The 20,329-nt window shown below is 69.5% G+C and carries 21 protein-coding genes and 1 pseudogene; 9 read left to right on the top strand and 13 right to left on the bottom strand.

Going from position 1 to position 20,329, the window contains the following annotated elements:
• The first annotated feature begins 49 nt into the window (after positions 1-49).
• The gene (locus tag OG247_RS04885) at positions 50-745 is read left to right on the top strand and encodes an HAD family hydrolase (protein WP_327251035.1); all 696 of its coding nucleotides are present in this window, start codon (positions 50-52) and stop codon (positions 743-745) included.
• 547 nt (positions 746-1,292) lie between these two features.
• Here OG247_RS04885 and OG247_RS04880 read toward each other — a convergent pair.
• The gene (locus OG247_RS04880) at positions 1,293-1,421 is read right to left on the bottom strand and encodes a hypothetical protein (protein ID WP_327251034.1); all 129 of its coding nucleotides are present in this window, start codon (positions 1,419-1,421) and stop codon (positions 1,293-1,295) included.
• Between the two features lie 188 nt (positions 1,422-1,609).
• Here OG247_RS04880 and OG247_RS04875 point away from each other — a divergent pair, with 188 nt between their 5' ends.
• Positions 1,610-1,732, top strand: coding sequence for a hypothetical protein (locus tag OG247_RS04875; RefSeq protein WP_327257827.1), 123 nt, complete (start codon positions 1,610-1,612; stop codon positions 1,730-1,732).
• 17 nt (positions 1,733-1,749) lie between these two features.
• Here OG247_RS04875 and OG247_RS04870 read toward each other — a convergent pair.
• A pseudogene (locus OG247_RS04870) lies at positions 1,750-2,360 on the bottom strand (IS5 family transposase); the annotation flags it as partial.
• Positions 2,361-2,711: 351 nt separating this feature from the next.
• Here OG247_RS04870 and OG247_RS04865 point away from each other — a divergent pair.
• From OG247_RS04865 to OG247_RS44740, 4 genes are all read left to right on the top strand, one after another.
• Positions 2,712-4,379, top strand: coding sequence for a M4 family metallopeptidase (locus OG247_RS04865; protein WP_327251033.1), 1,668 nt, complete (start codon positions 2,712-2,714; stop codon positions 4,377-4,379).
• A gap of 96 nt (positions 4,380-4,475) precedes the next feature.
• Complete coding sequence (locus OG247_RS04860; RefSeq protein WP_327251032.1) at positions 4,476-4,631, top strand: hypothetical protein; 156 nt, start codon at positions 4,476-4,478, stop codon at positions 4,629-4,631.
• The gene (locus OG247_RS04855) at positions 4,628-4,870 is read left to right on the top strand and encodes a hypothetical protein (RefSeq protein ID WP_327251031.1); all 243 of its coding nucleotides are present in this window, start codon (positions 4,628-4,630) and stop codon (positions 4,868-4,870) included. Before OG247_RS04860 ends, OG247_RS04855 begins: the two co-directional genes overlap by 4 nt.
• Positions 4,864-5,310, top strand: a complete 447-nt coding sequence (locus tag OG247_RS44740; RefSeq protein WP_442813219.1) for a hypothetical protein — start codon at positions 4,864-4,866, stop codon at positions 5,308-5,310. Before OG247_RS04855 ends, OG247_RS44740 begins: the two co-directional genes overlap by 7 nt.
• Here OG247_RS44740 and OG247_RS04850 read toward each other — a convergent pair.
• Both OG247_RS04850 and OG247_RS04845 read right to left on the bottom strand, forming a co-directional pair.
• Complete coding sequence (locus OG247_RS04850; RefSeq protein WP_327251030.1) at positions 5,261-7,030, bottom strand: ATP-binding protein; 1,770 nt, start codon at positions 7,028-7,030, stop codon at positions 5,261-5,263. The genes OG247_RS44740 and OG247_RS04850 overlap by 50 nt on opposite strands.
• A 68-nt stretch (positions 7,031-7,098) precedes the next feature.
• Positions 7,099-7,374 (bottom strand): isoamylase early set domain-containing protein, encoded by a 276-nt coding sequence (locus OG247_RS04845; RefSeq protein WP_327251029.1) that lies wholly within the window; start codon positions 7,372-7,374, stop codon positions 7,099-7,101.
• 529 nt (positions 7,375-7,903) lie between these two features.
• Between OG247_RS04845 and OG247_RS04840 the strand changes: the two genes are divergently transcribed.
• The gene (locus tag OG247_RS04840) at positions 7,904-8,509 is read left to right on the top strand and encodes a dihydrofolate reductase family protein (RefSeq protein WP_327251028.1); all 606 of its coding nucleotides are present in this window, start codon (positions 7,904-7,906) and stop codon (positions 8,507-8,509) included.
• A 1,080-nt stretch (positions 8,510-9,589) separates the two neighbouring features.
• Here the strand turns inward: OG247_RS04840 and OG247_RS04835 are convergent.
• Complete coding sequence (locus tag OG247_RS04835; RefSeq protein WP_327251027.1) at positions 9,590-10,717, bottom strand: DnaB-like helicase N-terminal domain-containing protein; 1,128 nt, start codon at positions 10,715-10,717, stop codon at positions 9,590-9,592.
• Positions 10,717-11,952, bottom strand: a complete 1,236-nt coding sequence (locus OG247_RS04830; protein ID WP_327257344.1) for a DNA cytosine methyltransferase — start codon at positions 11,950-11,952, stop codon at positions 10,717-10,719. The genes OG247_RS04835 and OG247_RS04830 overlap by 1 nt, the downstream gene beginning before the upstream one ends.
• A 723-nt stretch (positions 11,953-12,675) precedes the next feature.
• Between OG247_RS04830 and OG247_RS04825 the strand changes: the two genes are divergently transcribed.
• Together OG247_RS04825 and OG247_RS04820 are read left to right on the top strand one after the other, a co-directional pair.
• Positions 12,676-12,954: a hypothetical protein gene (locus OG247_RS04825; protein WP_327251026.1), complete on the top strand. Its 279-nt coding sequence runs from the start codon at positions 12,676-12,678 to the stop codon at positions 12,952-12,954.
• 946 nt (positions 12,955-13,900) lie between these two features.
• On the top strand, positions 13,901-14,299 hold the full coding sequence (locus tag OG247_RS04820) for a hypothetical protein (RefSeq protein WP_327251025.1): 399 nt from the start codon (positions 13,901-13,903) through the stop codon (positions 14,297-14,299).
• Between the two features lie 51 nt (positions 14,300-14,350).
• On the opposite strand, the gene OG247_RS04815 is transcribed toward OG247_RS04820, so the two are convergent.
• The 7 genes from OG247_RS04815 to OG247_RS04785 all read right to left on the bottom strand — a co-directional run bounded on the left by OG247_RS04815 (position 14,351) and on the right by OG247_RS04785 (position 19,993).
• Positions 14,351-15,130 carry a hypothetical protein gene (locus tag OG247_RS04815; RefSeq protein WP_327251024.1) on the bottom strand — a complete coding sequence of 260 codons (780 nt, stop codon included), beginning with the start codon at positions 15,128-15,130 and terminating at the stop codon, positions 14,351-14,353.
• Positions 15,127-16,917, bottom strand: coding sequence for a type IV secretory system conjugative DNA transfer family protein (locus OG247_RS04810; protein WP_327251023.1), 1,791 nt, complete (start codon positions 16,915-16,917; stop codon positions 15,127-15,129). The genes OG247_RS04815 and OG247_RS04810 overlap by 4 nt, the downstream gene beginning before the upstream one ends.
• A 23-nt stretch (positions 16,918-16,940) precedes the next feature.
• On the bottom strand, positions 16,941-17,495 hold the full coding sequence (locus tag OG247_RS04805) for a hypothetical protein (RefSeq protein ID WP_327251022.1): 555 nt from the start codon (positions 17,493-17,495) through the stop codon (positions 16,941-16,943).
• An 82-nt stretch (positions 17,496-17,577) separates the two neighbouring features.
• The gene (locus tag OG247_RS04800) at positions 17,578-18,432 is read right to left on the bottom strand and encodes a DUF317 domain-containing protein (protein WP_327251021.1); all 855 of its coding nucleotides are present in this window, start codon (positions 18,430-18,432) and stop codon (positions 17,578-17,580) included.
• Positions 18,429-18,776, bottom strand: coding sequence for a hypothetical protein (locus tag OG247_RS04795; RefSeq protein ID WP_327251020.1), 348 nt, complete (start codon positions 18,774-18,776; stop codon positions 18,429-18,431). The genes OG247_RS04800 and OG247_RS04795 overlap by 4 nt, the downstream gene beginning before the upstream one ends.
• Positions 18,777-18,797: 21 nt before the next feature.
• Positions 18,798-19,607, bottom strand: coding sequence for a DUF317 domain-containing protein (locus OG247_RS04790; protein ID WP_327251019.1), 810 nt, complete (start codon positions 19,605-19,607; stop codon positions 18,798-18,800).
• Complete coding sequence (locus tag OG247_RS04785; RefSeq protein ID WP_327251018.1) at positions 19,604-19,993, bottom strand: hypothetical protein; 390 nt, start codon at positions 19,991-19,993, stop codon at positions 19,604-19,606. Before OG247_RS04785 ends, OG247_RS04790 begins: the two co-directional genes overlap by 4 nt.
• Positions 19,994-20,329: the final 336 nt, after the last annotated feature.

Below are 20,329 nucleotides of genomic sequence, written 5' to 3'. Positions count from 1 at the left end.
TCGTCACCGCTTCCGACAGGCAACATCGGCACGACGAGAAGGAGTGATCATGCGGGAGAACAGTGACGGGTGGGAGGTCGTTTCCGATCCGTCGCAATGGGTCGGCATAGTTTTCGTCGACATCGACGGAACCCTCGTACCTGCCCCCGGCTCCGCCGTACACGTGGCCCGCTATCTCGGCACGGAGGAGCAGATGACGGAGGCCGAGGCGGCCTATGCGGCCGGCCTGTTGACCAACCCCGAAGTCGCGGCGGTGGACGCGCTCGCTTGGGCGGGCCATACGGAAGAGGAGATCGACGGCTGGCTGACTCAACTGCCGCTCGTCGACGGAATCGCGGAGACGGTCGGGTGGTGCCGTGAGCATCGTCTGCTGCCGGTACTGGCCACCCTGGCCTGGCAGCCGATCGGGAGGCATCTCGGCAGGAGGTTCGGGTTCGCCGCCTACTGCGGGCCCGAGCTGGAGAGCGTCGACGGGTCGTTCACCGGCCGAGTGCAGGCCACCTTCGACGAGTTCGGCAAACGCGACTTCGCGCTGCGCTATGCGGAGAACCTCGGCCTCGGCCCGTCCCAGTGCGCCGCGATCGGTGACAGCCGTTCGGACCTGCCGCTGTTCGACGAAGTCGGTCTCAGCATCGCCTTCAACGCGGACCAGCAGGCACGTGACAGGGCCTCGACGACGGTGGACGGCGAGGACTTGCGGGCGGTGACGCCGCTTCTGGCGGATTGGTATCCGCGTACTCGCTGAGGCGCCCAGGAGCGTGCTGGTGTTGGGCACGGTCCGGAGGAGCCCGTCAGTGACCCGGGCCGAACGTGTGTGGCGGTCCCAGCTCTTCTCCACCTTCCAGCTGTTTCCAGCCGGATCTCGTCACTCGCGCTGTCGCCCACGGCGAGCGAGGAGGTTGGGCTCACCCTGCGGCGACCGAGGTGGTGTGGCGGCACACCCCATGACCCGAACGCCGGCCCTGCAACCCTTCCGCTACGACTGTGCCGGTCGGCCCCCCGGCTTGGCGGTCGCGGAGCGCCGTGAGGCCGGTGGCAAGGCGCCCGACGGCCATTGGTTGGCCTCGTTCGCGTAACGACCTTGGTGCACAGGCCTGGTTCGTGTTTACTAGGTGCACCATGGATGCGTGTTAGTGAGCGAAAGGTCGCAGCAGTCTCCATGTTGCGCATTATTTGAGTTTGCTTCTGCTCCCGGGATCTCCGGCTTCGTCGCTTGCGACGGCTGGGAGATGCAAGGGCGAGGCTGACGATGAACAAGCTGTCGTTCGTGGCGGCCCGCACGATCGGTGTCCTCACTCATCCCCGAGGCCCTCGAAGATCCGGCCGTGATCGACGGCCTCGGCCGGGCCCCGCGCGCTGTTGCGGATCACCCTTCCGCTCGCGATGCGGGGAGTCGTCACCGCGGTGATCTCTACTTTCATCGCCGCGTGGAACGAGTGCGTGATGGGGCTACCCCTCTCCACCATCCCGGAGAGCCGCCCCCCCCGGTCGGCATCGACAGTCCCATCGGCAACCACGCCGCCCGCCCCCTGCCGGCTTCCCGACGACCGGCAGGGGAGCCGGGCCGTTCTGCCGTCAGCCGCCCTGCAAAGCAAGAAGGGGTATGCGCATGCCGAGGCGCCGCCACGTCCTGACCGCAGCCGCTTCCGTTCTCGTCCTTGTCGCCTCTTCGGCCGGCTGCGCCGCCGAGCAGGACAAGGGCGTCACCTTGCGGCTGGCCTCGGAGGCGTAGTCCGTCCCCTCCGTGCGCTGCGAGGACTCGATGCCCCTGTGGGCTATGCGGTGCTTGATGCCACGTCCGCGTAACCATCGTCGCAGGTGGGCGTAGTCGTATCCCTTGTCTGCGTGGAGCCTGGCGGGCTTGCGTCGTCGGCGTCCGCGGCGTGAACGGATGGGCGGGATGCCCCGAACGAGGGGTTCGAGGGCCTGGCCGTCGTGCAGGTTCGCGCCCGAGATTCCGACGGACAGGGGCAGACCGGTCCGCTCGGTGATCAAGTGGATCTTCGATCCGTACGTGCCCCGATCGACAGGATTCGGACCTGTCAGGTCCCCCATTTCAGAGCCCGCACGTTGACGGAGTCCATCGCGCAGCGGGACCAGTCCAGCTCGCCGCGGGCGCCAGGCTCGTCGAGGACCAGGCGGTGAAGCTTGGCCCACACCCTGGCTTTCGTCCACTCAGTGAAACACCGGCGGGCTGTCGCCCCCGACGGCCCGAACGAAGCCGTCGGCAGCTGCTGCCATGTACAACCCGACGTGGCCGCGAACACGATCGCGGCGAGCACTTCCCGGTCGCCGTGCCAACGCCGGCCACCACTCTGCGGCCGCGAAAGCGCCTCCGGCACCACCCGTTGGAACAGCATCCACAATTCGTCCGGCACCAGCCGCTCAACGATCCCCACCACGGCCCACAGCCTACCCAAGTCGCCAATTGAGTTGGCGTCTAAGGGAGTTCGGTGCGCCTGCGACTCGCACGCGCTGTGCAAACGTGTACTCGTGTTGCGAAATCTTGTGTCATTTTTGTCTGCGCGTTTCGGGATCTTGTCCTTCCCGTGAAGAGGTGGGTCCCAAATCCGGTATGAGCGTCCGAACCCCCTTTTGTGCCAGGTGACATGTGCGAGACGGGCTGGGAGTGTCCGTGCCCAGCAAGCCAGTTCCTTGCACAGGCGGGCGGCAAAGCCGTCCGACTCCCCATGTACCTCTGGAGAAACCGCATGTCTCCGTATTCCCCCACCGGCGGCACGGCCCGCCGTCTCGCCCTCACGTCCGGCGCTGTCGTCCTCACCGGCACCCTGCTCGCCACCGGCGCCGCCACCGCTTCGGCGGGTGCCGCCACGGAGCGCCACGACGGCCCCTCCGTCGCGGCCACCGCCCATTCGATCGGTCTGGGCGTAGAGGAGAAGCTGGTCGTCAAGGACGTCGTCAAGGATGCCGACGGCACGGTGCACACCCGCTACGAGCGCACCTACGCGGACCTTCCGGTCCTGGGCGGCGACCTCATAGTCCACCGTGCCGCGGACGGCACGGTCAAGGACGTCACCAAGGCCGTCGAGACCACCATCACAGTCGCCTCGGTCACCCCGAAGCAGACCCCGGCCACCGCCGAGTCCGCTGCGCTTAAGGCGGCTGAGACCGCGAAGGCCACGGGCTCCGCCACGGACCAGGCCCCCCGCAAGGTCATCTGGGCCGCCGGCGGCAAGTCCGTCCTCGCCTACGAGACGGTCGTCACCGGCACCCAGCGCGACGGAGTCACCCCGAGCCGCCTGCGCATCGTCACCGACGCCAACACGGGCGAGAAGCTGTACGAGGTCCAGCTGATCAACGACATAGCCGACGGCATCACCGCCGGGGTCGCCTCCGGGGTCACCAAGCCGACCGACGCCCGGGTCGCCGCGGTAGGCACCGGCGCCAGCCAGTACAGCGGCACCGTCAGCCTCAACACCACGTCGTCGTCGAAGGGTTACACCCTCGTCGACAGTGCGCGCGGCGGATCCAGCACCATCGACCTGAAGCACCGTACGGGCGGCAAGGGCACGGTCTTCTCCGACGCGGACAACGCATGGGGCGACAGCACCCCTGCGAACAACCAGACCGCTGCGGTGGACGCCGCCTACGGTGCCGCCAAGACCTGGGACTTCTACAAGAGCGTCCTGCACCGCAACGGCATCAAGAACGACGGCCGCGCCCCGGTCTCCCGGGTCCACTACGGCAACGCCTACGAGAACGCGTTCTGGGACGACAGCACCTTCGCCATCACCTACGGCGACGGCGCGAACAACCAGCACGCGCTGACCCAACTCGACGTGGCCGGCCATGAGTTCAGCCACGGCGTCACCTCAGCCACCGCTAACTTGCTGTACTCCGGTGAGTCCGGCGGCCTGAACGAAGCCACCTCGGACATCTTCGGCACCGCGGTGGAGTGGAACGCGGACAACGCCCAGGACCAGGGCGACTACCTGCTCGGCGAGAAGATCGACATCTTCGGCAACGGAAAGCCGCTGCGCTACCAGGACAAGCCGAGCAAGGACGGCCGCGGTTCGGCCGACTACTGGAGCGCCGGCGTCGGCAACCTCAACGTCCACTACTCCTCCGGTGTCGCCAACCACTTCTTCTACCTGCTGTCCGAGGGAAGCGGCGCGAAGGACATCAACGGCGTGCACTACGACAGCCCGACCGTGGACGGCTCCACGGTCACCGGCATCGGCCGCGACAAGGCGGTGCAGATCTGGTATCGGGCGCTGACCACCTACTTCACTTCCACCACCAACTACCACGGCGCCCGTGAGGGCACCCTGAAGGCAGCCACCGACCTCTACGGCGCGGACAGCGCCGAGGCCAGGGCCGTGGCCGCCGCCTGGGCGGGGGTGAACGTCAAGGCCTGACCCCCGCGGCGCTGAACTGCTGAACTGAGGTGCACGAAGAGGCGGTGGCCGGGTTGCCGGTCACCGCTTCTCTTCCTGCCCGAGACGGAGGCGGGCATGCTGGTCGGTTGCCGCCAGCGGCCCCTGCTCGCGGCCGGCATGGACGAGAAGGAAGAGCTCAAGCGCCTGCGGCGGGAGAATGCCCGGCCGAAGGAGGACAACGAGACCCTCCGGAAGACCGCCGCCTATTTCGCGCGGGAGACCACACGGTGATCCGCTTCCGTTTCGTCGACGAGCACCGGAACGCCCACAGGGTGAAGTGGATGTGCGACGTTCTTGGATGGGACCGCTCCGGCTACTACACCTGGCACCAGAACAAGGAGGCACGGCAGGAGAAAGTCGATGAGGAAGAGGTCCTAGCCCGCCGCATCCGGGAGATCCACACGGACTCCCGGGATCCTATGGGGCTCCGCGGATCACCAGGAAACTCTGGGACCAAGGGAACGTGGTGAACCGCAAGCGTGACGCTCGTATCACGCGGGAGCGTGAGACCGTCGGGATAACGCGACGGAAGTCGCGGTCGCTGACGAGACAGGACCGCACGGCGCCGTCGGCGCCGGATCTGATTCTGCGGGACTTCACCGCGCCGATGCCCGGGCTGAAATCCGTCGGGGAACATCACCTGCCTGCCGACGGCCGAGGAGTGGCTGTACCTGGCGACGGTGACCGCTCTGTGCACGCGGGAAGTCGTGGGCTGGTCGATGGCCGACCACATGCGGACAACGCCCCCGCGGAGAGCTACTTCGCCACCCCGCCGTCCGGACCGGTATCCAGGGCGCGGTTCGGCTTCGCCGGGGACCTTCGGGTGGAAGGACGGCCTCATGGGAGAAGCAGACTGCCTGTCAATCGTCCCGGTGGGCGATCTCGGCAGCGATCTGAGTACGGGACGTGAAACCGAGCTTGGTGAGGATGCGTTCGACGTGCCCCTCCGCGGTGCGCACGCCGATCACCAGTGCCGCGGCGATCTGCTTGTTGGACATTCCCTGGGCCACCAGCTGCGCCACCTGTCGCTCACGCGCGGTCAGTGGATCGGGCTCGGCTTGCACGGTGTGGGTGTCGGCGGCCGTTGCAGGTTCGTCCTCGGCGCCGAGTGCGTAGGCGACGGCCTCGTCGGCGGTGAAGGCGAGACCACGACCCACCGCCGCCTCGAATCGTGCCTCGCCGAGCTCCGCCCTGATCTGTGAGCTGGCAGCCTCGATGCTTGCGTTCTCGCGTTCGGTCAAGGCGAAACCGGTGATGCGGAACAGCTGGCGGATCCGCTGGCGCGCCCCGTGCAGTACGGCGGCGCGATCGAAGTCGCCGTCACCTACCGAGGAACACAGCAGAAGAGTAAAAGCTGCGGAAATGCCGATCCCATTGTTGAAATCGCGGGCCATCGAAACGACCTGCCGGGCAGACTTGATCGCCGCCTTGTTCTCGCCTGCGAGGAACTCGGCGACACTCCGAGCGAGCAGCGCCCAGGTCAGACTGGAGCGGTCCCCGGTCGCCGCGCTGCAGCGTCGGGCCTCCTCGAAGGCGGTCATGGTCTCGTCGTAGTGACCACCCAGCCCATGTCCCACGGTCAGTTGGTAGAGCGACTCCATGCGTTCTGGCAGTGCGGCGTACTCTGAGCACGCCAGCGCCTTCTCCGAGAGGGCGACCGCTGTAGCGGGGTCGCCGCGCAGCACCGCCATTTCCGCCTCTGCGGCGTCCGCCCGCGCGGCTACCAGAGGGGAATCCAGGAAGTCGGCCAGAGCCCGGCACTCGCGCAGCGCTGCTTCTGCGGCGGCGAAGTCCCCCCGGTCGGCACAGATCCTGGTCAGATTCACAAGGGACGTGGCACGCGTCAGGGTGGGTTCCGGGGCCGCTGCCAGGGCCCGGTCAAGCCAGAGCCGACCCTCGCCGAGCTGGAAGGCTCCGAGCCAATATGGCAGCAGTGCGGCGGTGATTCGCAACCCCGCCTCCTCCTCCCCGGGCGTGGACAGGCAGTACTCCATCGCGGCGCGCAGGTTCGGGTACTCACGGCGCAGCCACCGGGACCACTTCACCTGGTCCGGGCCATACCACTGGGCCGCCATCCTCTCGGCCGACTCGAGGTACCAGTCGCGGTGGCGTCGGACCAGTTCCTGTTCCTCTTCCGCGTCCCTCAGCCGGGCACGTCCGTAGTGGGCCAGGGTCTCCAGCAGCCGGTACCGCACTTCCCCGAGCTGCTCCTCGGGCACCAGGACGGACTTGTCCACAAGCCCGGCGACCACGTCCAGGATCTGCTCGCGCGGGATGTCCGCACTGGAGCACACGCCCTCTGCCGCTTCCAGACCGAACCTGCCGGCGAAGATCGAGGCCCGGTCCCACAGCAGCCGTTCCTGCGGCGAGCACAGCTCATGGCTCCAGTCGATCGCCGCCTGCAGGGTGCGGTGCCGGGCCGGGACCGCCTGGTCGAGCGTGCCCCCGGAGAGCAGGGCGCTGAAACGCCGGGCGAGCTGCCCGGGCGACAACACCCGGATCTGGGCGGCGGCCAGCTCGATGGCCAACGGCAGACCGTCCAGTTTGCGACACAGCCGCACGACGTCCGGCCAGTCGTCCCGGGCCAAAGGAGCCCCGCTGGCCGCGGCGGCCCGCTCGGCGAACAGCACAAGCGCCGGATACTGCGAGGGCTCCGTGGCACTAGCCGGCCGGGGCGCAGCGGGCGGCAGGCTGGTGGTCAGGTGTGGAGGCGGCTGTTGGTGCCGTCGTGGCTGTCCGCGTGTTCGTCGTCGAACCAGTAGTCGCCGGCCGCGAGGTAGCGGAAGGAGTGTGCGCTGTGGGCGGGCAGGGCGACGGTCGTGGCGCGGGTGCCGTCTCCGCGGGGCTCCAGGGGGTGGGCTGCGGGGTTCCAGTGGTTGAAGTCTCCGACGACACTGACCGGCCCGTCCGGTGTGTCCTCGGGCAGGATGAAGGTGACCCGTGTACGGCCCTTGAGCTGCTTGCGTTCGAGCATAGAAATGACTCCAGCCACCAAGATTGGGAGAGGCCCGTGCATCCTCGCGCCGCTGCGCGCGTAGAGCAGCGGTATAGGCCGTGGGTCGGGAGGAGACCACCCGGGTGGCCGTGAGCCGCACATCGCGGACCGCCGCGGGGCCGCTCGAGCGGCGGCGAAGGCCCGGACGCGGGCGGACAGCTGCACACCTATGCGCCGGCCCTTGGAGTTCTGCAGAAGGATCAGAATCCTGCGGGCCTTCAGCCGGATCACGCCGCCGCCTCCCAGCCGTAGGCGCGGGCCTGGCGCACCCGCTCGACGCGCGCATGGCGGGCGAGCACCCGAAGGTGGTGCAGTCGGGGCGGGAAGCCAGCGCCCTGGAGAGGTCGATGAGCCGGCGGCGGGGTGAGCGAGCGCCTCGTAGGTCCGGATCCACCGCTCCGTTCGGCGGCTGCAGCGTCATGGGTTTCTCGTTTCTGCTCAGCGTGGCCGATGAGTTTGTGGCCCTTGGCCAGTCCAAGCTCGTGACACCCGAGGAAAGGACACCGCTATGTCGGAGCTTCTCGTCGACTTCATCACCTCCCTCGACGGCTACGCATCGGGAAAGGGATGGCCCGGGTTCTGGGGCCTCGAGGGCCCGGAGTACCTCGCATGGCTCGGGGACCAGCCCGAGGCCACCTACTTGATGGGAGCGAACACCTACCGCCTCATGTCGGGCTTCGCTGCAGGCGAGGTCCCCAATGGCCAAGACGAGTTCAGGCCCGAAGAAGAAGCGTCCGTCGACGAGCTCACGCGAGCGTCCAAGGTGGTGTTCTCCTCCTCACTCGAGGAGCCACTGACGTGGGCCAACTCCAGGCTCGTCCGCGACGACGCCGTCGAGGCGGTCCGCGCCATGAAGTCGAGTGGCTCGGGGCTCCTCAGCACGATCGGCAGCCTCAGCCTGTGCCGGTCCCTGCTACGGGCCGGACTCGTCGACCGCTTCCGGGTCGTGATGTTCCCGGTGATCACCGGGGCCACGGGCGAGGAACGCATCTACGACGGCTATCCGGACGTTGCCCTCGAGATGATCGAGCACCGTACCTTCGACGGCCGTATCCAGCTGGTCGAGTACAAGCCCCGGGTGCTTGAGCACCCGCCGCTCGGCGTCCCTGCGTGACGTCGCCCCGGCCGCCCGGTTATCGCCAACCCCAGACCAAGGACACAAGAGCGTTGTCCCCGGACACCGGCGGGCCACCGACCCCTGCGAGACAGCCGCGGCGTGGCCCCAGGATCTGCCCACCGAACAGGCCCCCTGCCTCACTCTCGTTGGCGGCGGAGCGTGCTGAGGGATCGTCGGCGTCCTGGCCCGGCTCCACAGCATGATGGCGGCGCCGCATATGGTTCGCCAGCAGGCCGCAGGCGAGGGCTACTACGGTCAGAGCGATGGTGATGGTTGCGGACGTGGGCGGCCGGCCTTCGGCGGCGTTGGTTCTGTTCATTCCTCCACCACCTGGAAGGCCCGCTCAGGGCGGTTTCGCCACCGCCTGCCGCAGCGCGTCGGTCATCTCGGCGCGGCGGCTCTTCGACTCGGGGACCTGCGCGTAGCCCTCCTCGTCGAAGTCGACGGTCTCTGGGAGGAAGGAGAGGCAGCGCGCGTGTCCCTAGCAGTGCTGGGAGTCGATCCGGATTCGGTACACCGCACTCACCGTCCGATCCGCAGGGTGAGCGGGCCCAGACCGTGCTCGGGTCGGTGCGGGAGAAGTCCGGCACGGCGGCGAGGAACTCCTGCAGGGCGATGACTAGTTCGCGCCGCGCGCGAGGTTGGAGGCGGCACACCGGTGGGGGCCGACGCCGAACGCGAGGTGCCGGTTGTCCCGGCGATCCAGGACATGTCGTCGGGGTCGTCGTAGGCCTCCAGGTCACGGTTGCCGGCGCCACAGACGAACACGACCGGCTCACCGGCCTTGATCCGATTGCTCCGCCCTGTCGGAGGGCGAAGGCGGCCTTCTCGGCATGCTGGGGTTCGTCGTGGTCGATTCGGGCCAGGACCATGCTGTCGTCGCTGGTCGGGCGGAATCCGTACTCGGAGAGCACGGCGCGGGCGAGGTAGCGGTCGGGGCTGCTGATGGTGGCGATCACAGCGCTGCTGTGGTCAGGGTGGAGGGCCAAGCGGACGTTGTGTCGGGTTTGGCGTGCGGCATGGGGCTCGATTCTCGGGTCCGGCCGCCGGGTGGCCGGCCGGACCCGGCTGGGTGGGCTATCGGGCGGATCGTGATGAGGCGCTTGGGGGGCTGGTCCGCTGAGGGGAGGGGCCGGCCCGGGAGGCTGGGGCAGGCGGTGCCGGCAGGCGGCCCGCTGGCGTCCGGCCGGTGGCCTGCTGCCAGCGGGCCCGGACCGCGGCGAGGTGGGCGAGGGCCCGGCGGCTGCCGGTGATCACCTGGTGCGGGGAGTTGTTCAGGTCCTGGGCGAAGGCCTGGACCTGCAGCCCCGTTCGGTGGGCGTGGTGCAGGAGGGAGCGCCGGAGGATCTGCTCGCCCCAGTGCTCTGGGCTTCCTGCCGGGGTGGCCAGCAGCTCCAGGGCTTCCTGTGAGCCGAACGCGGGTGTCAGCAAACCGTGTTGCTGGGCCTCCCAGAGCACGGTCACCCTGTCGACCGGCTCTGCCCGGCCGGCCAGGGAGATCAGGCACCGGTACAGCCCGCCGTACAGCTCGGTGGTGAAGTCCTCCGGGCGCAGCCACCGCATCGACGTCAGAGCCTCCGGGTAAGCGGTGGCCGTCGACAGCAGCAGCTGCTCCTCGCTGGCGACCTCGGGCCCCACCTGGAGGCCAGGTAGCGCCGGGGGCGGGGTACGCGGCAGGGAGCCGGGGTGGGAGGGGAAGGAACCGGCGAGCTGATCGAGCAGCGTGGTGAGAACATCTGCCCGGCTCAGTGTCACGGTGGCCGGGTCCGGTAGGCCCCGGTCGGTTGCCGCCTGGACGAGGAGACCGGCGTGCAGGAGGACGGTCCGCCGGGCGTGGTCGGAGCGGACCATCCGCGCGTACGCGGGTGCGTGAGCCGGGTCGGGGCAGGCCCCGGCGAGGGCGTGGAGGTAGCTGGGGGTCAGCCCGCGAGCGTGAGGGCGGGCGTGGGCGAGGACTGCTGTGATCCACACCGGCTCTTTGGCGTGGAGGTCCGGAGAGGGTGCGGGGAGTGCGGCCATCGCCGCGAAGATCGCCCGGTGAATGGCGGACGCGAAGCGATCCGGGCTGAGCGGGCCGAGCGTCTTGATCCGGTGCGGGTCGAGGAGAAGGCCGCCAAGAAGGGCCTGCTCGGCAAAGTGGACAGGTGGGTTCGGCGGGATGTCCGCCAGGCCGAAGTTGGGCGTGGAGTTTGGGGAGTTGGGCATCAGGCGGCCAGGATGAAGTCGGAGCGGGACAGGGTCTTGCCGAGGTGCGGCGCAAGGAGATGGCCGGCCAGCAGGGGCGGGACTGCGTTACCGATCTGGCTGAATTGCGCACCCTTCGTGCCCGCCCACGGATAGCCAGCGGGGAAGGTCTGCAGCGCCCCTGCCTCAGCGGCGGTGATGCGGATGGGATCGGGTGCAGCGGCTTCCGCGTCGGGAGCGGTGCCTGCCGGCCCGGCGACCCGCACGCACTCGTTCGCCCGGTGCCCGAAGAACAGGGTCCCGGTCGGTTCGTCGATCCCGCGGAAGGTGGCGTTGGCCTGGTTGTTGCTCCGCAGCGACCAGGCCCAGGGGTGCCGTCCGCAGGTCCAGGCTGGTGCGTCAGGGCGGGACGGACGCGTTCGTGTCCGCTTGGCTGCGGGGGACGATGCGGGGGGCTTCCAGGTGCCGCGGTCGCGGGCGTCGGTCAGGGTCCTGCGGGCTCCGGACGGGAAAGGCTCCGGGCCTCCGCCTGGCCCGCCGCCTGCGCAGACCGTCGGGACGGGGCGGTCCGTGGCGCCCCAGCCGAGCGCCTCTGCCATGGACACCCACTTCTCGCGGCCCGGGCCGAAGAACGACTCGGGCTCGGCACTTTGGGCGTGCGTCGGTGCCGGCGGCTCGGCTATGCGGGTCCGGGAGGCGATCAGGATCGCCCGCCGCCGGGTCTGGGGTACCCCGTAGTCGGCAGCGTTGAGGATTCCGGTCCAGACAGAGAAGCCCCAGGTCCGGAGTATGGAGGCGTATTGCCGCCAGAGCGGCAGGACGTCCGGGACCTCCTCCATGGCGATCCACTCCGGCTGGCCCACCGAGTGCAGGGCCTGGAGGTAGCGCATCGGCTCCGCGGCCAGCAGACTCCGGGGGTCCTTGCAGGAGGTCAAGAGCTTCGCCCGGGTGTCCCGTCCGGCGGCGAGGTCGGCGACGGCCTGGTGGACCAGCGGCTGGTCGACCAGGCCGAGCCGCTTACCGGCCATCGACCAGGCCTGACAGGGCGGGCTCGCTATGAACCCGAGCGTGCGGCCGACCAGCGGCCGCACCGGATACATCGCCACATCGGTGCGGATCGTCAACTGGCCCGCGCGGGCGCGGGTCTTGCACGCCCACTCGTCCCATTCCAGACCGACGTCGCGCACCCCGAGGACGTGCAGGGCGTGGCTCCAGCCCCCAGGGCCGGCGAAGAGGTCCACCACGAGCTTGTCCATCACGAGGCAAGCCCGAAGTCGTCCTTCCCCGGCTCGTCGGCGTCGCGTTCCGAGCGGGTGACGTGGTCGAGGGGAGCCACACCGAGCGGGACGCGGGAGCGGCGTAGAAACGGCTGCACTCCGGCGCCCAAAGAAGGGATGCGGTAGCGGGGATATTCCAAGAGAGCGGGTCCAGGAGTGGTGCGGGCGCCGAAGCGATCAAGGCGCGAGGGGGATGGGCAGCGAGGCGAGGCGAGGCGAGGCGGGAGGGGCAGCGGGCGCGAGGGCGCCCTGTGTTCAGCGGGTCCGTGCCGGTGCCGCAGTGGTGCGGGCAGGGAGCGGACTGGGGGTTGATGCGGGGGTCGGGGGGCGGCGTCGGAGGGATGCCGTCAGGGCCGTTGCCCCGCGAAGGGTGAGCCGGACCCGGTCGTGAGGGGGGCCTCCGTCGAAGGCCGGCGGTGCGGATCCGGGCTCTATTGCGACGAGCCCTGCCTGTTCCAGAGCGTGCAGGGTGTCGATGTGTACGGAGCTGCCACGGCTGTGGACGTATGGGTGTCCCTTGCGCTGGCCGACCACAACGTGCCCTCGGGCGATAGCGTGAAGTGCGGTTCGTTCGGCCGGTGTCAGGCTCTCGGCCACCGTGGTCGTGGCTGTCGTACGGCGGTGGATTTCCGACGCGACGGAGCTCGCGGACTCCACGGCCGCGACCGGAGCCAAAGCCGTCATCTCCCTTGCCAGCTGGATTTGGCGCTCGACCTCACCATCCCTGGAGGGGGGCTCGGCTTCCGAAGCCGGGGCGTCGAGGAGCGCTTTGGCTTCGGCGAGGTGACGGACTGCCTGCCCGGTGAGCACGGCGAGCTGCTTGATCCGAACTGCGGCCTCGGTCAGGGCGACGTTCGCGTACATCGGCTGATCCTCGATGGCCTGGGCAGCCTCCAGGCAGGCGCTCACCAGGAACTGCGCCGAGGCGTGACCGCGGTCGGCACCATAAGCCGGCCGGAGCCGGGCCAGGCTGTCGTTTAGCTGGGTGAACTGGTCGCCGAGCGCGAGTAGACGCACCACCGGAGAGGGCCGATCGGGGATGATCGCAGGGGCAGGGGCAGGGGCAGGGGCAGGGGCAGGGGCTGGTGGAGTGGGAGTGGGGGCGGGCTTGGTCGGGGAGGGCGTATCGGGGAGGGAGAAGAGGACGTCTTCGGTCAAGGGCGCGGGCCTTCGAAGGGGAGACGTCGCCGGATGGGCTGCTCCGCCACCAGGCAGTGATCAAGTTCAGCGGGCCGGGGCGGGGCCTGGGCGACGTGCAGGTGCGGGGGGTGCTGGTACGGGCGCGGGGCCAAGAAGCCGAAGGAGACGGTGCCCGTCGTCGGTCAGGTACAGCCGCTGTCCCTCGTGCACGCTGGTGCTGCAGTCTCGCTCGACGAGGCGCTTCTCGGTGAGGGAATTCACAGAGCGCAGAGTGACGGTCTCCGGCGTCTTGGCGGTCACGGTGGGCGCCTTCCCCGGCCACCGCCAGTACGTCACGGTGCTGGTGTGGACGAGGTGCAGAGCACGGTTGCTGGGCACTGGTCAGCTTGGTCACGGCAGGAGGTTGACGGGCGTTGTCCAGGGCTCGGCGACCCTGCTCGGTCGGCCGCAGTCTCTGCCCTGCGGCGAGGCTGCCGCTGGCGTCCAACCGGATCAGCTTCATTTCCGTGAGTGAGTCCACGGTGCCGGGGGAGATGCGGTCGCCGCTGCCGGCCCAGACCCGGCGGCGGTTGCGCCGGTCAGCGGAGAGGAGGACTTGGTCGTCCGTGATGAGGAGCAGGGCCTGGCGTTCTGCCCGGCTTAGTTCGGGCAGCGGGGCCGGTTCTGCGGCCCGGGTGGCCTCACGAAGCGCGGCGGTCTGCGTGAACGCGATCGCGTTGTGGCAGGCGGCGCGTGCGGCGGGGATCAGCCCGAGAGTGCGCGCGATGTGCTGGTCGAGGTCTTGCCTGTGGAGGGCTGGCCGGGCGGCTATCCGGCCGGTGACCGTGTCAGGGACGCCGTCGATGCGGTGGTACTCGGTGGCTATCGCGACCGCGCCGACGATGTGGGCGGTGACATCGGCAGAGCACCTGGCGAGCTGTCCGAGTGCCTCCACAGCACGATGGCCGGACACAGTGGTGTGCGCGTACGGCTGCTCGGAGGCGGTGAGGAGCAAGGCGAAGGCGGTGGTGGAAAGCCCCTGGGCGGCGGCGTACCAGGAGGCGAGCTCTGGCAGTGCGGGAGTTCCAGCGACTGGGTGTGCGCTGTCCAGAACCTCACGCAGCGTGCCGAGGTCGTGGGAGAGGGCCCGAAGGCGCTCGATGGAGCGATCGGCTTCAGAAGGCGGCGGACTCAGGACAACTCCTAGGATTTGGCGGGGATTACGGGGTCTGCGGGGGCGCGGTCCGTGGGCGAAGGGCTACCGGCGGGGCGTGGCACGCGGCCCTGCCGCGGCGGGTGCTTCGGCGACAGCCGTGCGGGCTGCGGCCTCCTGGGCTGCGCGGACGTAGTCCGTGTGTCGCTGGTTGGGTGCTTGATCGGCTACGTCCAGGTCCCACACCACCCAGTCGTAAACGTTCCGGCAGGCGAGGGCGCCGTCTTCCAGCAGGTTCGAGGCTCCGGCCAGGTGCCAGGCCATCTCGTACCCCGCTGCGGCATGGTGACCTTGGGGCATGGCGGCCGGCTGGGGCGCGGGAGCGGCGTCTGCGGGCATCGCGTTGTCCCTGAGTGCGGTGGTGAAGGCCAGACTGGCCTTCGCGGTGTCGCGTACCAGGGCGTGCATTGATTCCAGGACCCACGTGCGGCGATGCATCGACGTGTAGCGCGGGTGGTTGAACTGTGTAAGGAGCTCGGCCGATGCGCGTGCCAGGACCTCCGTCTGCAGGACAAGAGGGGTGATCTTGTTCTGTGCGTCGGTGCCGACGGTGTAGGAGATCTGGCGAACATCGCTGGTGAGCAAGTTGAGTTCGTCGTGGATCCTGTCGCACTCGGTGAGGGGAGCGGTCAGGTCGTCGCAGAGCTGCTCGTATTCATCCACGGTGAGGTCCTGGAACTTCTTGCGGGTGGGTTCGGTGATGGGATGCTCCAGGTGGTGGTTGGTGCCGGGTCCAGTGAGCGCGCGATACGCAGCTGTAGTGGGCTGCCGCTGGGGTGTGTGATCAAGGTGGACAGCGGCCGGGTGAGGGTGCTGTCGCGTCACGCCGTGGTGTCGAAGTCGGCCTGACTGGGTGCGACCTTGGCGATGGCTCGGGCGGTGATGGCCTTCGAAGCCCGGGCGGAGGCGGCGGACAGCTCGTCGGCGCCGGGCTCCAGGTACCAGGGACGCATGTCGAGCATCGCGGGGCGCATACCGGTGGCGAAGAGGAGTCCGGATCCCTTGGGGAGGGCTCGGATGGCATCGGCGGGCAGGATCCGTTCTTGCCGCATGGAGACGGAGGTGGACTTCCCGGAGTCGGAGGTCGAGGTGGAGGTGGTCTCGACGTCGTGGTCACCGATCATCCTGCTGAGCTTGTCGGCGAAGTCGGGGTCGTCGATGCCGCTGCCGATGACCTTGATGGTGGAGGCGCTCCACATGGCGTCCATGCCGGCGTCACCCCAGACGCGCTGGCCCTGCCTGTAGGACTGCAGGATCGTGATGGGGATGATGCCGCGGCTGCCGAGGTGGGAGTACAGGTCGGGCAGGTCCGAAATTTTGCACACGTTTGCGGCCTCGTCGAGGACGCAGATCATGGGCGGGTCGAGGCGTCCGCCGGCGCGCTCGGCCTGGGCCGTCGCGGTGCGCATGACGGAGTCCGCGCAAGCCGCGATGAGGGCAGAGGCGCCGCCGCCGCCGTCCTTGCTCAGGAGGAACAAGGTGTCGGTGCTGGTCACGAAGTCGCGGGGCTTGAACTCGTCCGCGTCCTTCTGCGGGGTGACCCACTTCGCGATGTCCGCGTTGAGGAGGCACGCGGAGTACTGCCTGCTGGTTTCGAAGATGCCGTCCCGTGTCTCCGGCGGCCCTTCCACGGTGCCCTTGAGCTGGGAGGCGACGGCGGTGAAGCCGTGGTCGCGCAGGAGGTCGAGCGGGGTGCGGTCGGCGGGGAACGCGAGCCAGCTCATGACGTCGGTGATGGGGCGCTCGTCGAGCGCGGCCGCGAGGAAGAGCTGCGAGAGGACGTTGCTGGCGGCCTTGGACCAGAAGTCGCCCTGCTGGCTGGCATCGACGGCGGCGGTCAGGAAGTGGCCGGCGAGGCGGCCGGCCCCTTCTAGGCTGTCGGCGTCGGCGAGCGGGTTCCACCACATGGTCCGCTCCGCGTGGGCGATCTGCTGCGGGTCCATCGACCAGGTCCGGCCCACCGCGCCGCGGGCGTCGAGGCAACAGGTGTAGGCGTCACCGGCGGCCTTGTTCGAGGTCAGGAGGACCGGTCCGGGGGCGGACAGGATCATGGGGATGGCCAGCGTGGTCGTCTTGCCCGACCGGGGTGCCATGATCGCGACGGCCACGTCCTCGAAGTTCATCCGGACCTCGGTACGGCTCCCGGCGATGTTGCCGAGGAGGATCCCGGTGTCCTTGGGCGCGAGGTTCTTGACCTCCTTCAGGCTGGGGCGCAGTGATCGGGCCTTGCCGTTGAGGGACTTGGCCAGCAGCGGTTCGATGTCGCGGGCCTTGGCCATCCCCACGACCTTCTTCTTCGTCCCCCCGCCGGCGCGCTTCTTCCACAGGCTGAGTGCGGCGAGTGCGATCGTGGCCAGGAGGACCCCGGGGACGATGAGGCGGCCGATCACCAGGGCGGTGCTGCCGGTGGTGGGCCACAGCCGTTCCGGGTGGAGGAGAGCGTTGGCCGGGTCGTACGGGGCCCAAGCGCCTGCACCGGTCAGCCAGGTGGTGCTGTTGCCGCCCAGCCAGGCGAGGTTGGCCCAGGGGATGGCCACGGCCAGGGCGCCGAGCAGCAGCTTGAAGGCCAGGTCGGTGAAGTCGTTGGAGGAGTCGGGTCGGTTGGGCGGCAAGCGGAGGTCCTAGGAGCGTTGGTTCAGGGACGGTTCGGAGGCGCGGCACGGCGGCGGGGAAGTTGCGGCAGCCCGGGAACGCGGGCCACGGGAGCGGTGAGACCGCGCGCGAGAACGTCGAGCTGAAGGATCGTTTCTGCGGAGCGGGCCCAGAGAGACAGGTACGGCCAGGCGGCATGGTTGCGGCGTTGCAGGACCGCCTCGTACTCGGCCCGCGTATCGCTGTCGCGGGCGAGGATCTCCTCGCGGTCCACCAGCCACTGGGCCTGGAGTTCCTCCAGGCAGCGGGCTGCGTCGCGCAAGCCCGCGCAGACGTCGGCCCAGGAAGCAGGCAGGACATCCGCTGGCAGCCGCGTGGCCTGGATCTCGGCGACGGTGACCAGCTGCCCGGTGCTGTAGGAGATCTTCCGGAACGCCCGCCACGTGGCCGCGTGCGCTGCGGAACTCGCGATCGGCGGTTCTTCGGTTTCGTCGCGGGGGTTGTCCCGTGCTGGTTCGAGGTGGGCGCGACTGTCGCGTACGTACACGGCCAGTTGCTGGAGGCGTAGCCGGTGGAGATCGGTGGGGGACAAGGCCAAGGGGAGGGGTGTCCTTCGAACGGCAGGGGAGCGGGGTTCCCGGAGGGCGAGCACGGGGTGCCGAGCCACCCTCCGGGATCAGCTACCGGCTGCGGCCCGTCGCCGCGGCAGGTGCGGCAGGTGCGGCAGGTGCGGCCGGGGCGGGCGAGTGTGGTCGGGCGGATGGCAGCTTGGCTGCTCGGGCGAAGGCTCGGGCCCTGGCGCGCGCCGCGTCCAGGCGTGCGCTGTGGGCTTCCACGATCTGGGGCCCGGCGGCGAAGACGGCGCCCTCAGTCGCTCGGTAGTGGGCGCCTTGGTCGTGTGAACCTCGGAGCAGGGCAGCCGGGTTGGCGAGCTCGTCGATCAGGCCGGCCATGACGTGGGTAGGGGTGGTTTGGTCGAGGGCGGCAGACCAGACCGTTTCGACCCCGCCGCCGTAGGTCTCCTCGACGGCCTGGATCCTCCACCAGAAGCGGTCGTCGTCCCGCTTGTCCGATCCGAACTGTTGGATCTTCAGTCCCTGGCCGGGTGCTGAGGCCTCGCGCCCGTGAGGTCCGTCGCTGGCGTTCCATCCGGCGGCGGCCAGCGTCTCCCATAGGTCTGGCGGAGCGTGGGCGGGGGCTGGTCGGATGAGGGAGTCGGTCAGTCCCGCGATGATCTCGACCGGGGTGTTGCGGGTGAACCCGGCGTGCCAGTAGCCGGGCACGAACATCAGGGCGCTGCCCACCGACCATGCCTGGTGTGGTGAGAAGGGGTCGAGGACGAGACCCAGCGAGCGGTCGGGGCTCGTCAGGGAAACCTGCGGGAGACCGCGGTCACCATCGTGCTTCCAGCCCGCCGCGCGCAGGCTGTGCGTGATGTGCCGGGGGTCCCCCGCACCGGCCAGGTGGCGGGGGCTGACCTCGCAGTGGAACTTGCCCTTCTTGTCTTCGATGAAGGCTCGCAGGTCCTCGTTCACGGGATGCTCTGGCCCCGGAAGGGAGTCTTGCGCAGCCGGCTGACGTCGAAGTGAAGGATGGTCCAGTCCTGGATGTCGTTAGCCGCAAGGGTGAGCCACTGGACGGTGTGTTCGACCTGCGGGCTCCATGGGACGGGTGCCTGCTGGACCAGGTAGCGGGAGGTCGCTCGGAGGGCTTCGGAGAGGCGGACGAGGACTCCGTGGTCCTCGTCGAGGAGGACGGCAGCCAGGTCCAGGGCCTGTTCGGGGGCGGGGCCCGATCGCAGATGTGCGGTGAGCTTCAGGAGTGTGTTCGCGGCCTCCTGGAGCTGCTCGGGCGTGATGTCGGTGGTGCTGTCGGGCATGTGCGTCCTGTGGTGAGGTGGTTAACGGCGGCCGGCTGCGGCGCCGCTCCGGGAGGTGTGGGCGCGGGGTGCGGCCTTGCGAGGCTGGCGGGCGGCCCACGCGTTCCTGGCCCAGGTCGCGGAGCGGGCGGCGGTGACGCGCGCCTGTTTCCAGGCGGCGAGATGGGAGGGCAGGACGGACACCGAGGTGGTGCGGATCCTGTCGGTGGCCGGTACGTGGCCTCGTGGCCGCATGACAGGCTGGGGGTCGGCGAGGGCGGTGGCGAACTCCTGGACTAGATGCATTGGGGTGGTCTGGGAGAACACGGCGTCCCAGGCCCGTCCGTGTTCGGTTCGGGCGCCGGCCCACCAGTGCGCCTTGCCCGGCCCGCTCTGGTGGAACTGGATCCAGGCGTCGCCGTCCGGGCTGGTCGCGGTGAAGTGCTTCCCGCGGGCGGTCGCCCAGTTCTGCTCCTCCAACGGCGCCCACACGTTCGGGGCGTGCGCCGGGCGGGGCTGCGTCAGCGCGTCGGTGAACCCCGCGATGATCTCGACGGGAACGTATGCGGTGAGGGTCACATGCCATGCGTCCTGTTCCGGGGTGGCTCGACCGGAGACCGTCCAGCCCGGGGGCGTGGCGGCGACGCTGTACCCGATCCGGACGGCCTGGTCGGGGCTGTCGAAGACGACCGGAGTACCGGCGCGGGGCGTCCTGTCGGCCCATCCGCTGGCACGGAGGTATTCGGTGACGTGCCGGATGTCGCCGCCCCCGGCCAGGTGGCGGGGCTCGATGAGGTAGTGCTGCTCAGGGAGCTCGGCTCCCGGTCCCCACCCCTTCCACTGCCGGCTCATCGGCCCCGCCCAGTCAGCGGGGCCGGCGGGGGAGGCGCGAAGGCGGTGGCGGGCTTGGCCGGAGCGGGTTCGCAGGCTGGCCACTGGGCGATCTCGGCTTCGGTGCCGAGGAGCTTCTCTGCTTGGCGGAACATTGCGTCGCGGGAGTTGGCGAGGTCTCGCCAGATGTCAGCGTCTTCGACGCCGGCGTCCTGGGATCGCTTGGCCATCCGGCTGACCGCTCCCAGGACGTTGCTGACCTGGTAGAGCAGCCCGTCGTCAATCTCGAAGACGGGTGCCAGCAGTGCTGCGGCGTCCTCGGCGGGTAGTCCTTCGTCCAGTTGTGCAGCCAGGGCGGCGAGGGTGGGACGGAAGTCATTGAGGTCCTGCGCGGTGACGTTGAACAAGCGGCCTCCTTTCAGGCATCGGGGTGAACGGGGTGCTGCCCGGGACTGCAGCGCGGGGAGCGGCGGCGGCTCCCGCCGCCTGCGTCGAAGGGGGTCTTCGCCGTTCTCGGGGTGGGGCGGTGGTCGCTGCCGAAGGTGCAGTCCTTCAGGTAGCGGCGGATGAGGAGGAAGGCGAGCCGGGGTCTGCGCCGGACGGAGATCGGAGGAGGCAGGACGGGGTTGGGTGTTGAGGTGATCGGGTCTCCAGCACGTCAGGAACGCCGGCGTGGGGCGGCGCCCGGCGCAGGGAGGCCTCGTGGCGGATGCGGCACTGGGCCATTCCGGGCGGTCATGGCC

This window comes from Streptomyces sp. NBC_01244 (assembly GCF_035987325.1).
GTDB lineage: Bacteria > Actinomycetota > Actinomycetes > Streptomycetales > Streptomycetaceae > Streptomyces.
This window is presented reverse-complemented; position numbering and strand designations above follow the sequence as displayed.